Source organism: Alistipes sp. UBA6068, from assembly GCF_949428155.1.
Classification (GTDB): Bacteria; Bacteroidota; Bacteroidia; order Bacteroidales; family Rikenellaceae; genus Alistipes; species Alistipes muris.
Window position 1 is genome coordinate 1 of the sequence record NZ_CASQFS010000005.1, and the last position, 15,214, is coordinate 15,214.

13 protein-coding genes are annotated in these 15,214 nt (G+C 63.5%); 10 read left to right on the forward strand and 3 right to left on the reverse strand.

The features are described 5' to 3' along the window. Window positions 1–63: 63 nt before the first annotated feature. Complete coding sequence (locus tag QVG21_RS03775) at window positions 64–2,388, reverse strand: patatin-like phospholipase family protein (RefSeq protein ID WP_287922410.1); 2,325 nt, start codon at window positions 2,386–2,388, stop codon at window positions 64–66. Between the two features lie 89 nt (window positions 2,389–2,477). Here QVG21_RS03775 and pheS point away from each other — a divergent pair, with 89 nt between their 5' ends. From pheS to QVG21_RS03820, 9 genes are all read left to right on the forward strand, one after another. Next, complete coding sequence (pheS, locus tag QVG21_RS03780; protein WP_251213976.1) at window positions 2,478–3,503, forward strand: phenylalanine--tRNA ligase subunit alpha; 1,026 nt, start codon at window positions 2,478–2,480, stop codon at window positions 3,501–3,503. Between the two features lie 5 nt (window positions 3,504–3,508). Continuing rightward, window positions 3,509–5,278: a tetratricopeptide repeat protein gene (locus tag QVG21_RS03785; protein ID WP_287922412.1), complete on the forward strand. Its 1,770-nt coding sequence runs from the start codon at window positions 3,509–3,511 to the stop codon at window positions 5,276–5,278. A gap of 7 nt (window positions 5,279–5,285) precedes the next feature. Continuing rightward, window positions 5,286–6,410, forward strand: a complete 1,125-nt coding sequence (locus tag QVG21_RS03790; RefSeq protein ID WP_251213974.1) for a murein hydrolase activator EnvC family protein — start codon at window positions 5,286–5,288, stop codon at window positions 6,408–6,410. After that, the gene (ybeY, locus tag QVG21_RS03795) at window positions 6,407–6,838 is read left to right on the forward strand and encodes an rRNA maturation RNase YbeY (protein WP_287922413.1); all 432 of its coding nucleotides are present in this window, start codon (window positions 6,407–6,409) and stop codon (window positions 6,836–6,838) included. Before QVG21_RS03790 ends, ybeY begins: the two co-directional genes overlap by 4 nt. After that, window positions 6,835–8,265 (forward strand): ComEC/Rec2 family competence protein, encoded by a 1,431-nt coding sequence (locus QVG21_RS03800; RefSeq protein WP_287922415.1) that lies wholly within the window; start codon window positions 6,835–6,837, stop codon window positions 8,263–8,265. The genes ybeY and QVG21_RS03800 overlap by 4 nt, the downstream gene beginning before the upstream one ends. Continuing rightward, on the forward strand, window positions 8,262–9,413 hold the full coding sequence (locus QVG21_RS03805; RefSeq protein WP_287922417.1) for a THUMP-like domain-containing protein: 1,152 nt from the start codon (window positions 8,262–8,264) through the stop codon (window positions 9,411–9,413). The genes QVG21_RS03800 and QVG21_RS03805 overlap by 4 nt, the downstream gene beginning before the upstream one ends. A 70-nt stretch (window positions 9,414–9,483) precedes the next feature. Next, window positions 9,484–10,815, forward strand: a complete 1,332-nt coding sequence (locus tag QVG21_RS03810; protein ID WP_287922419.1) for a YihY/virulence factor BrkB family protein — start codon at window positions 9,484–9,486, stop codon at window positions 10,813–10,815. A 50-nt stretch (window positions 10,816–10,865) separates the two neighbouring features. Then, window positions 10,866–11,639: a Rossmann-like and DUF2520 domain-containing protein gene (locus tag QVG21_RS03815; RefSeq protein WP_287922421.1), complete on the forward strand. Its 774-nt coding sequence runs from the start codon at window positions 10,866–10,868 to the stop codon at window positions 11,637–11,639. Next, window positions 11,615–12,160, forward strand: coding sequence for a KdsC family phosphatase (locus QVG21_RS03820; RefSeq protein ID WP_287922423.1), 546 nt, complete (start codon window positions 11,615–11,617; stop codon window positions 12,158–12,160). The genes QVG21_RS03815 and QVG21_RS03820 overlap by 25 nt, the downstream gene beginning before the upstream one ends. Before the next feature lie 73 nt (window positions 12,161–12,233). Here the strand turns inward: QVG21_RS03820 and glsB are convergent, their stop codons facing one another. Both glsB and glsA read right to left on the reverse strand, forming a co-directional pair. Next, entirely contained in the window at window positions 12,234–13,262 is a 1,029-nt protein-coding gene (gene glsB / locus QVG21_RS03825; RefSeq protein WP_287922424.1) for a glycine N(alpha)-acyltransferase GlsB, read from the reverse strand. A gap of 18 nt (window positions 13,263–13,280) precedes the next feature. Next, complete coding sequence (glsA, locus tag QVG21_RS03830) at window positions 13,281–14,114, reverse strand: acyltransferase (RefSeq protein WP_251213966.1); 834 nt, start codon at window positions 14,112–14,114, stop codon at window positions 13,281–13,283. A gap of 168 nt (window positions 14,115–14,282) precedes the next feature. Between glsA and rsmH the strand changes: the two genes are divergently transcribed. Next, window positions 14,283–15,212: a 16S rRNA (cytosine(1402)-N(4))-methyltransferase RsmH gene (rsmH, locus tag QVG21_RS03835; RefSeq protein WP_287922426.1), complete on the forward strand. Its 930-nt coding sequence runs from the start codon at window positions 14,283–14,285 to the stop codon at window positions 15,210–15,212. The last annotated feature ends 2 nt before the right edge of the window (window positions 15,213–15,214 follow it).

Genomic DNA, 15,214 nt, shown 5'->3' on the forward strand with positions numbered 1-15,214 from the left:
TTTCACCTTTCACCTTTCACCTTTCACCTTTCACCTTTCACCTTTCACCTTTCACTTTTGACCTTAATAAAACGTTCCTTTCGGGGCGAAGATGGGGTACCCCAGGTTGAACGTCAGGTACATGTTTTTCCAGTCGTGGAGGTCGTATTTGGTGAGCGCGAGGCTCACGGGGCCGATGGGCGTATGGTAGACCAGCGAAGCCTCGGCGATGTAGTGCCACTGTCGGTCCGGGCGGCCGGAGAGCGTGGGGAAGTCGTGCCGTTCGCGGTACATGGCGTAGATGCCCGTGCGGAAGAAGAAGTTGGGCAGGATGTCGAAAGTGGGCATGGCTCCTCCGGCGATGAACCGCCGGGCCTGGAAATCGGGCATGTAAATCATCCGCGCGTGGGAGACCGGGGCGTAGGCCGGCATCGCCATGAGGGTCGCGGCATCGGTGGTGAAGTCGGGCAGCGTCGTGGTTACGGCGTCGATGTCGAGCCCGACCGAGAACCAGCGGCACGCCGGGATGTCGAAATAGGCGTCCCACGAAAAGCGGCCGCCGAACCATTGCCGGGTCCGTTTTTGGGTGAAGCGGCGCGTCTCGAAAGGCCGGAACTTGTCGAGCCCGCGGACATAGACGAGCGAGAACGAAAGGTCGGTGCCGCGCCGCGGATAGAGGAATTTGTCGAGCGTGTTGCGCGCTACTTCGGCCTTGACCCCGAGGAAGTTGAAGCGCGTTTGGTCGGTGTCGTCGGCGGGCTGGCGTTCGGATTCGTAGCGGTAGTTGATGCGGCCGCCGTTGGCGTGGACCATCAGCACGCTGCGGCGTGTGAGCGGAATTCCGGCTCCGAGGGTCAGAAAACTTTGGCCCTCCTTGACGGACTGGATGTTGTCGACCTTGGTGAGCCGGCCGAACGAACCATGGCCGTAGTTGCTGGTCGAAAAGACGTAGGAATACTCCAAAAAGACCGGATACCGCATGTAGAAGTCGGTGCGGCCCCCGACGGTGCCCCACGTGTAGAGCGGGCCGAGGTAGAGATCGAGGTCGAACTGCTGGGCCGTGCGGCCGACGGCCTGGTAGTCGATTCCCAGATAGATTTGGTTGAAGGGGGTTGAGGAGACGTTGCCGCCGATCGTGAGCCGGAAATTGGGTTTGTTGCCCAGCCGGGTGCGGAACGAATAGCGGTCGCGGACCGAATCGAAGCGCACCGACGGGTATTCCATGGTGAAATCGCCGTCGACCAGCACGCTGTAAAGGTTGTCGCGCAGTTCGCCGAACTCCATTTCGCGCTGCCCGCCCGACGTGCGGCGGTCGACCTTGATGATGTCGCGGATGTAGGCGCGCTGTGCCGGAGTGAGACCGTCGAAACGGTAGTCGTCGAAGATCAGCGGCGGGCATTGGGCGCGGAAAGCCTCGCGGCGGGCGGCGCTCTGCTCGGGGGTGCGGCGTGTGCCGATGCGTGCCAGAATCTGCGGCATGGCGGCCATGGCATCGGCATAGCCCGTGTCCATGATGGCATCGGCCTGGTCGAAGTCGAGCATCCCGACCTCGATGCCCCGGCGGATGGTGACGCTGCGTTCTTCGGGCAGGGTGTAGTCGGTGTTCTGCATGGCCAGCATGAACGCCTGGTCGAACAGGCTGCTTTCGGGGCTCGGGGGTGCGTTGCCCTTGGTGCAGATCGACCCGATGATGAATTCGGGCCGGAACCGTTCGTCGAGCGGCTTCCACGGGAAATTGTCGAAGATGCCGCCGTCGTAGAGCAGCATCGAATCGCGGGTCATGGGCTTGAACACCAGCGGGATGGACATGGACGAGCGGACCGCTTCGCCGAGGTCGCCGCTGTCGAGGACGGCCGGGACGCGCTGGTTCATGTCGCTCGCCACGCAGAGGAACGGGACCATCAGCCGGTCGAAATCGCCCCGCGAAGCGGCCGTCGCCGGGGCGAAAAGCTCGGCGAAGGCCATGTCGATCTGGGTGGACGAAATCAGGTTGGTCGGCACGCGGAACTTGCCGCTGGGCTTGCTCATGTCGAACCGGAAGCTGACGATGGAGGGTTTGCGGCTCAGCTGCCGGTGGTAGGAGAGGTAGCGGGTGGGGTCGATGCGCCCCGAGACCCACTCCTTGACCACGCCCGACGAGACGATGGCCCGCATTTCGGCCGGAGAATAGCCTGCGGCGTACATGGCCGCGACGATGGAGCCCATCGAGGTTCCCGCCACGCAGTCGATGGGCACGCCCTGTTCTTCGAGCGCTTCGAGTACGCCGATGTGGTAGAGCCCCTTGGCGCCGCCGCCGCTCATGACGACGCCTATGCCGTGGCGGCCGGCCGCGGGAGCCGGCTCCTGGGCGCGGACAGGGCCGAACGCCGGGAGGAGGGCAAGAAGAAGAAAAAGATATTTGCGGTGCATCTGAAATTTTTTCTAACTTTGCATGTTAAAGCCCCTTTCCGCAGGGCGGGGGAAGCCAAAAGTAGGCAAAAAGGATAAACTGACAAAATATGACCGACAAAATCAATGAACTTCTGCGACTTGTCGAAGAGTTCAAACCCAAGGCCGCGGCCGAAATCGAGGAATTCCGCATCCGGATTCTGGGCAAGAAAGGCGAACTGAATGCGCTCATGGAGGAGTTCAAGACGGTGGCTCCCGAACTCAAGCGGGAGTTGGGCCAGCAGCTCAACCGGCTCAAAAACGAAGCCACGGCGCGCATCGGTTCCCTGCGCGAGGAGCTGCAGAACGCCGTGAGCGACACGGCCGCTTCGTCGGGCGACCTCACGCGGCCCGGTTCGGCGCAGCAGTTAGGGTCGCGCCATCCCATTTCGCTGGTGCGGAACCAAATCGTCGAGGTCTTCTCGCGGCTGGGCTACACGGTGGCCGAGGGTCCCGAAATCGAGGACGACTGGCATGTCTTCTCGGCGCTGAACTTCCCGCCCGAGCACCCGGCCCGCGACATGCAGGACACGTTCTTCGTCGAGAAGAATCCCGACATCCTGCTGCGGACCCACACTTCGTCGATCCAGGTCCGGACCATGGAGCATCAGAAACCGCCGATTCGCGTGATCTGCCCGGGCCGCGTGTTCCGCAACGAGGCGATTTCCTACCGCGCGCACTGCATTTTCCACCAGATCGAGGGCCTTTATATCGACGAGGGGGTGTCGTTCGCCGACATGAAGCAGTCGCTGCTCTACTTCGCCAAGGAAATCTTCGGCGAGCAGGCCGTTATCCGCATGCGCCCCTCCTACTTCCCCTTTACGGAGCCGTCGGCCGAAGTCGACGTGTCGTGCAACCTCTGCGGCGGCAAGGGGTGTCCGGTCTGCAAGGGTACGGGATGGCTTGAAATCATGGGATGCGGCATGGTCGACCCCAATGTGCTGGAGGCTAACGGCATCGACCCGCAGAAGTATTCGGGTTTCGCCTTCGGCATGGGGATTGAACGCATCGCCATGCTCAAATACGGAGTGAAAGACCTGCGCCTTTATTTCGAGAACGACGTGCGCTTCCTGCACCAGTTCGACGAGGCGCTCTGAATGCGATGAGACGCCCGGCAGCCATATCGTTCGTGTGTGCGGCGTTCTTCCTGACGGTTTCGGCGGCCGGGAAGAGCCCCTCGCCTGCGCCCGTCTGGGCCGATTCGCTGCGCAGCGTCTACCTCTATACCGAGGGCATCAAGCAGCACGCCATAGCGGGCGATTCGGTCCGGGCGCGCGAGCTTTTCGCGGAGGCTCTCCGGGTCGATTCGGCGTTCGCGCCGGCTTATTACGAGCTGGCCGTGGAGCGCATCGACAAGGCGCCTGCCGAGGCGGCCGAGCTGGCGCTCCGGGCCCACCGCATCGACACGGCCAATCTGTGGTATCATTCGCTCTACGGGCAGGCGCTGGTCTATTCGGGACAGTACGGCCGGGCGCTGGGGGTCTTCCGCGACCTGCGGCAGGCCGACCCCAAGAATCCCGACAACTACCGCATTCTCGCGGCGCTCTATGAGTTGAGCCACCAGCCTTTCGCGGCTATCGCCACTCTCGATTCGGCCGAGATGCGCTTCGGGCGGATTCCGGTGCTGAGCAACATGAAGCGGCAGCTGCTGCTGTCCACCCATCAGACCGACAAGGCAGTGGCCGAGGCCCGTGCGATGGTCGATGCGGCGCCCTACGATGCCGCCAACCGCGTGGTACTGGCCGGGCTCTACGCCCGCACGGGCAAGGATTCGCTGGCGCTGGCCGAGTACGGCAAGGCGCTGGAAGCGAATTCGACGTCGCTCGCCACCCTCGCGGCGCTGTCGGACTACTACAACGACCGCCGCGATTTCCGTTCGATGCTGGCCGTGACCAAGCGCATGTTCGCCCTCGACGCCATGCCCCTGGCAAGCAAGGTCGCGCGCTTCGGGCAGTTCACCTCCGACACCCGTTTCTACCGCGAATTCTACATCCAACTCAACGACCTGGCGTCGATGCTGGCCATCCGCTATCCGCGCGACAAGCAGGCCGTGGAGCTCTATGCCCGCCATCTGATCGCGTCGGGCCAGTTGCAGCAGGCGCTCGAACTCTACAAGCTGCACACCCACGACACGCCGCCCGAAGAAGACTACTTCACTTCGGTCATCGACATCGAGACTTACCTGCGGCGGCCCGATTCGGTCGAACTTTACGTCGGCCGCGCCTTGACGCTCTTCCCCGACCGTCCGGTTTTCCACATCGCCAAGGGCAACGCGCTGAGTTATTCCAAGCGCTACGGTCCGGCGCTCGAAGCCTACCGGGCGTCGCTGCGGCTGGCCGATACCGATTCGCTCCGCGGGGTGATCTGGGGGCTGACGGGCGACACGTGGCACCAGATGGCCGTGGGTTCCGCATTCGCCGACGAATCGCCGACGGCCCGTTCTGCGGCCGCCCGGCGCAGGGCGCTCGATGCCTGTTTCCGGGCCTACGACCGCAGTCTGAAGCTCCTGCCCGACAATCCGCTGGTGCTGAACAACTATGCCTATTTCCTGGCTGTCGAGGACCGGGAGCTCGAAAAGGCCCTCGCCATGTCGAGCCGGGCCGTGGCGCTGACGGACAACAATCCCACCTACTTGGACACCCATGCGTGGGTGCTGTTCCGGCTGGGCCGCACCGAGGAGGCGCGCAAAATCATGCAGCAGGCCGTGGCGCTCGACAACCGCAACAGCCCGGAGCTGCTGGTCCACTACGGCGACATCCTCGATGCGCTGGGCGAACGCTTCATGGCCGAAACCTATTGGCGCAAGGCGCTCGAAAAGGGCTACGATGCCGCGGCCATCGCCCGGCGCGTGGAATCCGCCAAAAAGAAATGACCCGCCGATGAAACCGTTCCGTATTCTGCTGACCCTCCTGTTGCTGTTCCCGGTGTGTTCGGCCGTGGCGCAGAACGACCGCCGCATCGAGGAGCAGAAGCGTGTCATCGCATCGCTCGAAAAGAAAATCGCGGCCGAGGAACAGCAGATTGCCAAGCTGAAGAAAGGCCGTGCCGCAACCGAGGAGCGGGCCCGGCGGCTGGCGCGGCAAATCGAATCGCGCATCCGGCTGATGGACGAGACCGAGAAGCAGGCCCAGCTGCTGCGCGAAGAAATCCGGCGCAAGGACCGGCTGGCGGGCGACCTGACGACGGCTTGCCGCCGCCACCGCGAAGAATATGCCGAGATGGTGCGCGAATCGTACCGCAACTATCGCCACCAGAATTACCTCACCTATCTTTTTTCGTCGCGCGACTTCCTGGACATGGCGCGCAGAATCGCCGCACTGCGCGAAATCGCGGCCATGCGCGAACGCAAGCTGGAGGAGATAACCACCCTTTCGGACCAGGTCCGGACCGAGAAGGAGAAGCTGGCGGCCCGCCAGAAATCGCTCGACGCGGTGACCCGCAAGCTGGCGACGCAGAAGAAGGACCTCGAACGCGACGCCCGCAATGCGCGGTCGGAAATCCGCCGGATGTCGGAGCGCGAGAAAACGGCCCTGCAGCGCAAGGTGGCACAGCAGCAGCAGCTGAGCGTGGCCATCAGCGCCCTGCGCAAGCTGACCAAAGGCAACAAGGCGGGCGCGTCGTTCTCGTCGAGCACTTCGGGCCTGCGGCTCCCGGTGGCTTCGGGCCGGGTGAAGCGCTACCGCGAGAACATGGCCGAAATCGTGGGTCCCAAGGGGGCGCACGTGGTCTCCATCTACGAGGGCAAGGTGGTGGAAATCAAGCGCAACCGCATCACCGACAAGTTCGACGTCTTCATCGCCCACGGCGAATACATCACCTCCTATGCCAACCTGGGTGCCGTCACGGTCGAGAAAGGGCAGAAAGTGGCCCGCAACCAGCAGATCGGCATCATCGGTTCGGGGGTCGACGCGCTGACGATGCAGGTCGAATACAAGCTCGTTTTCGGCATCTATCCGCCCGATCCGTCGCAGCGTCTGCTGGCGGAAAACTGTTTCAAGAAATGATACGCTACTATACCGACGACTGCTCCTACCGGCTGCCGCAGAAGCGGCGCACGGCGGCTTGGCTGCGCGCTGCGGCCGAGAGCGAGGGCTACACGCTGGGCGACGTGAACTACATCTTCTGTTCGGCCCGCCGCCTGCTGGAGATGAACCGCCAGTATCTGGGGCACGATTATTTTACGGATGTCATAACGTTCGATTACAGCGACCGGAAGGGTTCGCGCGTGGTCTCGGGCGACGTCTTCATCGACGTGGAGACCGTGGCCGACAATGCACGGCAGTACGGCGCCACACGCTTGCAGGAGATGCGCCGGGTGGTGGTCCACGGGCTTCTGCATCTCTGCGGCCAGCGCGACAAAACGCCCCGCGCCAATAGGCAGATGCACTCCAAGGAGGACAAGTATCTCAAAGCATGGGAGTGCGAACGATGAAGTCCCTTCCGATGGTGAAAGCGCTGGTGCCGTTCGCGGCGGGAATTGTGCTGGCGGAGTATTTCGCAGTGCCGTGGTGGTTGTTCGCCGCGGCTTTTTTGTTGTGCGGAGCGCTGGCGCTGCTGTTGCGTTCGTGGGCTGCGGTCGTAGGGTTGTTGGTGGCCGCCGGGTGGGGTGCCTGTCAGCTGCATGCGCCCGTGCGGACGGTTCCGGCGGGGGTCTTCTGCGAATGGCAGGTCGAAATGGAGGAACTGCCCTCGTTGAGGAGCCGTTCGGTGGCGGCCTCGGGGCGTGTCCGGGCGTGGCGCCTGCCGTCGGAGGAGGGGTGGCATCCGGCCGACGACCTGGTGCTGCTGCGGGCCGATTCGTCGGCGATGCTGCCCGACGGAGGTGCGATTCGCGGCATGGGCAAAATCTATCCGCTTCGGGGCGGTCCGGAAAGCTATCGGCGGCTGATGGTGCGCCGCGGCGTGGCCGGAACGCTTTGGTTTTCGGCTTATGAACCCGTCGAACGGGTGCCCGGCAGCCGTCCGGGGCTGCATCTGCTGGCGGCGGCTCGGATGAAACGGGTTTGCGGCGCCGGCGATGCCGGGGCGGTGGTGCGGGCCATGACGGCGGGCGACCGCAGCGGCATCGGGCCCGAACTGCGGACGGCTTATGCCCGCAGCGGCATGTCGCACCTGCTGGCCGTGTCGGGGCTTCATACGGGGCTTGTTTTCCTGCTGGCGAACTGGGTGCTGCGGGGGCTGACGCTGTGGCGTCGGGGTCACCTGCTGCGCGATGCGCTGGCCGTGGGGTGCGTGTGGCTCTATGTCGCGGCCGCGGGGTTTCCGCCCAGCGCCGTGCGTGCGGCTGTCATGTGCTCGCTGCTGCAGCTGGCGGTCGCGTCGGGTTCGGAATATGTCGCGCTGAATGCCCTTGCTGCTGCGGCGTTGGGCATGCTGCTGTGGAATCCTGCGTGGATCGGCGACATCGGGTTTCAGCTTTCGTTCGTGGCTGTGGCGGCTATCCTTGCGTGGGCTGTGCCGATGTGCCGACGGCTGCGGACGGGCCGCCGGGCGGTCGATGCGCTTTCGGGAATCCTCGTCGTCGGGCTCGCGGCTTCGGTGGCTACGGCACCGCTGGTTTCCCATGCGTTCGGCATCGTTCCCGTGGCGGGGCTGCTGCTCAATCCGGCGGTCGTCCCGCTGGCGGGCGTGGTGGTGTGCTGCGGGGTTTTGGGTCTGCTGGTGCCGGGAGTGCCTGCGGTCGGCGAAGCGGCAGCCTGGGCGCTGAACGCGCTGGCCCGCGGGGTGGCGTCGCTGCCGGGCGGAGCGGTGGAATATACGCTGTCGGCCGGAGGAACGGCGGTCTGCTACCTGCTTTTTGCGGGTGCGACGGCGGCGTGGTGGTGCAAACCGAAAAAAAACGTACATTTGCCCGTATGATTGCCCCCGAGGAATACGAACTGCTGGTGAGCGGTGCGGTGACCCGTGCCGTGGCGGAAAACCGCGGCCGCGACCCGCTGGAAGTGGCGCTCGACGCGCGGGTGCCCCATGCGCGGATTGTCGCCACGCAGGTCAAATATCTGCAACGCGCGGCGCGGAAACTGCCGTCGTATGCCGCCGCGCAGTGCATCCTGCCGCCGCTGGCGTTCGAGCAGGCGTCGAGCGAACGCTGTGCGGAGCACAAGAACATCGCAGGCGATGCGGTGCTCGACCTTACGTGCGGGCTGGGGGTCGATGCTCTGGCGCTCAGCCGCAGGTTCGGCCGGGTGGTGACGCTCGAACGCGATGCCGTGCTGGCCCGCATTGCGCAGGAGAATTTCCGGCGGCTGGGCGTTGCGAACGTGGAGGTCGTCTGCGCTCCGGCCGAGGAGTACCTGGCCCGGACGCAGGAGCGGTTCGATTGGGTCTACGCCGATCCCGACCGCCGTTCGGCGACGGGCCGCAAGCTGGTGCGGCTGGAGGATTGTTCGCCTTCGGTTCCGGCCTTGCTGCCTGCAATCCGGCGGGTCGCGGGGCGGCTGTGTCTGAAGAATTCGCCCCTGTTCGACGTCGGCGAAGCCTTGCGGCTCTTTCCGCAGAGCCGTGTGGAAGTGGTCTCGCTGGAGGGCGAATGCAAGGAGGTGCTGGTCTACGACGACGGCAGCGGCCCGGCCGTGACGGCCACGGCGCTCGGCAATCCGGACCGTGAATTCACCGCGTGTCCCGGTGCTTCGGTGCCGCTTCCTGAAACGTTCGACCCGCAGCGCTATGCGTGGCTGACGGTGCCCGATGCGGCGTTGCAGAAAGCCCGGCTGGCGCGGCTTCAACTGGCTGGACAAGCCGACATCTGGAGCGACAACGGCTTCGGGTTCTCGGTGCGGAAGCCCGAGGGAGTGCTCGGCAAGGTATTCGCAATCGAGGCCGTCGAGCCCTACGACCCCCGGCGGCTGCGGCGCGAGCTGGGCGGCCGGGGTGCGACGATACTCAAGCGCGACTTCCCGCTGTCGGCCGACGAAATCATGCGCCGCACGCGGCTGCGCCCGGGCGACGACGTGCGGCTGGCTTTCACGAAAATCGACGGCCGCTTTTGGACGGTCCGTCTGAAATGACTACTTTTGTAGGGAGCGGGGGCTGCCGAGGCGGGAAAACCTGCATCATGGATACTAAACATTCGGAACTTTGAAAATCAAGCAGATAATCACCTATTTCACCGACACCATTTTCCGGCGCGACGTCAGCGAGTGGCGCAGTCCGGTGGCGCGGTGGCTGGTCCAGCAGTACAAACTGCTGTTCTACACGGCCCGCGGGCTGTTGGAGCACGGCACTATCGTGCGTTCGGCGGCGCTGACTTTCTACACGCTCATGTCGCTGGTGCCGATTCTGGCGGTGGTCTTCGCCGTGGTCAAGGGCTTCGGGCTGGCCGACGGGCTGGTCCAGGGTCTCTACGGCCTTTTTCCGCAGAGCCCCGAGATGATCGACTACGTCGTCACGTTCGCCGAAAAGGCGCTGGCCCGCACGCAGGGCGGTGTGGTGGCGGTCGTGGCGCTGGTCATGCTGTTCTGGGCCGTGATACGGGTGTTCGGGTCGATCGAGAACGCTTTCAACAACATTTGGGAGGTCAAGGTCGAACGCAGTATCGCCCGCCAATGGAGCGACTACATCGCCATCGTCATGATAGTGCCGATTCTGTGGGTCATCGCGGGGGCGCTGGGCGGCTATGCCCGCCAGCTGCTCGGCTTCGGCGACGGCTGGCAGTGGACGCTGCTTTCGCGGCTGGCTTCGGTGACGGTCATCTGGGGAATGTTCACCTTCTTCTACATGGTCATTCCCAACGCCCGGGTGCGCCTCTCAAGCGCTCTGATGGCGGGCATCGTGGCCGGAACCGCCTTTGCGCTGTTCCAGTGGGGCTATCTGTACGTGCAGCGATGGATGACGTCGTACAATGCCATCTACGGCAGTTTCGCGGCGCTGCCGCTCTTCCTTATCTGGATGCAGACTTCGTGGGAGATTCTGTTGTTCGGCGGCGAATTGTCGTTCGCCTACCAGAATATTTCGCGTTTCTGCGAGGAGCGTGAATCGCTGCTGGTGAGCTATGACCAGCGTCGCAAGCTCCTGCTGGCGGTCATGCTGACGGTGGTGGACTATTTGCGCAGTCATGGCGGAGCGATCCCGGCGGAGACGATCCGGCAGCGGCTGGAACTGCCGACGCGCATCGTGAACGATGTTCTTTACCAGCTGGTGCAGGCCGGGCAGCTGCTGGCGGTGCCGATGACCGAGAACGAACGCGAAATGGCCTACATTCCGGCGCACGACATCGCTTCGCTGACGGTCTACGGCATTCTCGAAGCCGTGGAGCAGTCGGGGCAGGAGTGTTTCGTCCCGACGCCGACACCCGAATTGCAGCGCATCGACCGCGAAGTGGAATACCTCAAGCGCTGTGCCCGCGAATCGAAGGACAATGTGAAGATAGTCGAATTGCTGGGGAACGAAAAACCCAAGTTGAAAAATTAGAAATTGCTTGCAGAAATACTGCGGTCGGATTTTTTAATTCTTGATTTTCATTGGATAGCATCGTAATCATCGGCAGCGGCAATGTGGCCGAATCGCTGGCTCGGGCGATAGCCGGCAGCGGCCTGCGGCTGGTGCAGGTCTTTGCACGCAACGCCGCCCGGGCACAGGAAGTGGCCGGGCTGGCGGGCTGCGGCTGGGCGACCCGGCCGGAGGAGCTGGCCGAGGCCGATCTCTACCTGCTGGCGGTGAGCGACCGTGCCGTGGCCGAAGTGGCGGCGGCGCTGCCGATACCGGAACGGGCCGCGGTGGCCCATACGGCGGGGTGCGTGCCGCTGGAAGCGCTCCCGGCGAAGTTCGCGCGGCGGGCCGTGTTCTATCCGCTTCAGACTTTCACGCGCGGGCGGCGGGTCGGCTTTGCGGACCTGCCGGTCTTCATCGAAGCGTCGACGCCTGCGCTGCAAACCGAGCTGGAAACGCTCGCCCGGCGGATTACGCGGCATGTCCATGCGGCCGATTCGGCGCGGCGGGCGCGGCTGCACCTTGCGGCCGTCTTCGTCTGCAACTTCGTGAACCACATGTATGCTGTGGGTGCGGAGCTGACGGTGGCCGCAGGGCTGGATTTCGGCCTGCTGAAACCTCTTATCGCCGAGACGACGGCCAAGGCCCTCGACGCCGCATCGCCCGCCGCCGTGCAGACGGGTCCGGCCGTGCGGGGCGACCTTGCGACGCAGGAACGCCACGCGGCGATGCTCGACGACGAACTGCTGCGAACGATTTACACGACAATAAGCCAACACATATGGGAAACTTCAAGGAGGACATAGCCCGCACCGAAGCCTTCGTCTTCGATGTGGACGGTGTGATGACCGACGGGGGCATCGTGCCCACGGCCGAGGGCGATTTCATCCGCCGCTACAACGCCAAGGACGGCTACGCGCTGGCCTATGCCATCAAGATGGGCTACCGGGTCTGCGTCATATCGGGCGGCCGGGGCCGGACGCTGGAACACCGGCTGAAGATGCTGGGAATCAAGGAATACCACCTCGACTGCATGGACAAGATCACCACCCTGCGCGACTATTTCCGCCGCGAGGGAATCGACCCGGCGAACGTCATCTACATGGGTGACGACATTCCCGACCTGGAGTGCATGCGCGAAGTGGGGATTCCGGTCTGCCCGGCCGATGCGGCGCCCGAGGTGGTCGAAGCGTCGCGCTACGTGTCGCAGTTTGCAGGCGGCGCGGGCGCCGTGCGCGACATCGTGGAGCAGGTGCTGCGCGCCCGGGGCGACTGGGCCCGCGATTCGCAGGGCGTCACCCCGTCGAGTCTGGCCGCGTCGAACTGAAACGAAAAATCCGTTTGAAAAAGAAAGGAGAAAGGGCCCTGAGCTCTCTCTCCTTTTCGTCTTATATGGATTTTTAATTTTTCATTTTTAATCCTGCTTCGGCCTTTTTCTTTTTCCTGCGTTCCATGTGGTCGATCAGGTGCAGGCGGAACGCCTCGCGGCGGGCCTTGAGGTTGCGCCGCCAGCCGATCCACCGGGTGTAGCGTTCGCGCTTTTCGGTGTAGATGTCGGGAATGGTAATCAGAATGCCCGTCTCCTCGACGTTGCCGAAATCGGGGTTGGAAACCGTGTCGAACACCCGCATGGTGGGCGAAAGGTTCATGTAGGCGTTGATGAGCGGCGGGATATTCTCGTTGAATTCGCGGATTTTCTGAATGAGAATCCGGTAGTTCTCTTGGTAGTTCTCCCCCGTGAAGAACTGTTCGTAGTAGGGGTCGTTCAAGTCGAGCTGGAGCGGGTGGATGCCCTCGACCAGCCGGTCGCGGTCGGGGAAATAGTGGCGCAGGAACCAAATCAGCGCATTGCGTGCCACGGACTTGTAGGTGGTGTACATGGTCACCTTGCCGAAAAGGTATTTTGCCTTGGGGTTCAGCACGATGAGCGCCCCGAGACCGTCCCACAGATTATCCAGCGCATAGAGGCTCTTGGAGTTTTGCCGGGCCTGGTAGGCGGGCTGCACGAACGAGCGGCCCAGTTCGATGGTGCGGGGCAGGAAGCGCCTCCGGAACTTCTCGCTGAAACGGAAATAGTGTTCGGTCGAGAGGTGGCGCGGGTGCGAGGAGGTGCAGACGATGAACCGATAGCCGCCCACGATTTCCTGGGCCGCGGGGTCCCAGACGATAAGCTGGTAGTAGCCGTCGCCCGCGAGGTCTTCCTCGTCGATGTCGACTTCGCAGCCGGTGCCGCCCCCGGCACCGCGGAACGCCAGTTCGCGCAGGCGCCCGATTTCGCGCATCAGCGCCGGGCATTCGGACGCGGCGAAAATATAGATTTCGTTGTCGGCTTTCTTCGTATCGCGGATTTTGCGCTCGGGCGTCAGCTCCTGCAGCAGCAGGGCCCGGTCCACGGGTGGCGCGATGGGCTGTTCGGATAGTGTTTGCATGGCGCAAAAATAGGAAAATTACCTTTTATCCGGCAGTGCGGCGAGCGTTTTTTCCAAAAAATAGGTTTTTCTGCGTACTTCCTCGGTCTGTTCACGCAACGAACCGAACCGTTGGAGCTCCCCGACGGGAATCGGGTCGCCCACGACGAGCCGGAAATGGCGGCCCGACTGCGAGAACATTTCGTCGGGCAGCCACAGCATTTCGATGTTCGCCTTGATTCCGAGCGCCTTGCGTGCCTGCGCAATCCGGTAGAAGAAGTTCGACAAGTGCCCTTCGACGAAGATAGGCACGATGTCCCGCTGCGATGCGACGGCCTTTTTGATGAAGTTGGGTTTCCAGTCGAGGTCGGTGACGCGGCCCCCGATGCGGCGCGAGCAGAGCCCCGCGGGGAACGTAAGGACCGGCAGGTCGCCGACGAACGCTTCGTCGAAGCGCCGGGCGTAGTCGCTGTTCTGCGACCCGTGCTTGTTGACGGGAATCCACAGCGGCCGCAGGGGTTCCACGTGCATCAACAGGTCGTTGACCACCACCCGGGCGTCGCCGAACCGTTCGGTGAGCTTGTCGGCGAGCATCATCCCGTCCATGCCGCCGAACGGGTGGTTGGCGACGAACAGGTAGCGTCCGGCGGGGTCCAGCTTGTCGAGCCCGATGGCCGAGTAGGTGACCTGCCATTCGCGGAAGCAGGCGCGGATGAATTCCTGGGGCGGCAGGTCCCAGTAGGAGGCCAGAATGTGGTTGATTTCCCGTTCGCGGACGGTGCGGCGGAGCCAGTCGATTGCGAACTGCGGAATCCTGCGGGCCAGCCCGGGCGCTTTCTGCCGGAGTACGCTGGCGATGTCTATCTGTGGCATGTCCTTATGAGGTGAAAAGTGAAAGGTTAAAGGCGGATCGTTCCGCACGAACGTAATCGGGCGTTTCTTGCGGGGCGGCGAAAATCGAAAATATTATCGCCAAATATAAATATTCTTTTTTGGAAATTGTCTAACTTTACACCCAAATTGACTTTTGCTGCCTGACCCATGTCCGCTTACCACACCCCGGTATTGCTCGAAGAATCCGTGCAACTGCTTGCCGTAGAGCCGCAAGGGACCTACGCCGACCTGACGTTCGGCGGGGGCGGTCATTCGCGCCGGATTCTCGCCGAGCTGGGCGACGGAGGGCGGCTCTTTGCGTTCGACCAGGACCGCGACACCCATGCCAACAGGCCCGACGACCCGCGTTTTCATTTCGTGGAGAGCAATTTCCGGTTCCTGCGCGGGGCGCTGCGGCTGCGGGGCGTGGTGCAGCTCGACGGCATATTGGCCGACTTGGGGGTGTCGTCGCACCATTTCGACGAGGTGGAGCGCGGTTTTTCGTTCCGCGGCGAAGCTCCCTTGGACATGCGCATGAACCAGCGGGGCAGGCTGACGGCCGCAGCGGTGGTCAACACCTATGCGGCGGACGACCTGACCCGCATATTGGGCGACTGGGGCGAAATCGAAACCCCGTGGAAAGCGGCCAACTGCATCGTGCGGGCGCGCGGGGCGGGTGCGCTGGAGACGACGGCTCAGCTGGTCGAAGCGGTGAAGCCCTGCACCCCCAGAAAGGACGAAGCGAAGTTCCTGACCAAGTTGTTCCAGGCGCTGCGCATAGAGGTCAACGGCGAAATGGAGGCGCTCAAGATGGCGCTGGAGCAAAGCCTCAAGGTACTGCGGCCCGGAGGACGGCTGGTGGTCATTTCGTACCACTCGCTGGAGGACCGGCTGGTGAAGAACTTCATGCGGAGCGGCAATTTCACGGGCGAGGTGGAAAAGGACTTTTTCGGCCGGGCGCTGACGCCGTTCGAGCCGGTGACCCGCAAGGCCGTGGCCCCTTCGGCCGAGGAGCTGGCCCGCAATCCGCGGTCGCGGTCGGCCAAGCTCCGGGCGGCGGTGAAGAAGCAGGCGGAGCCTGCAAAAACAGGCATGTAACC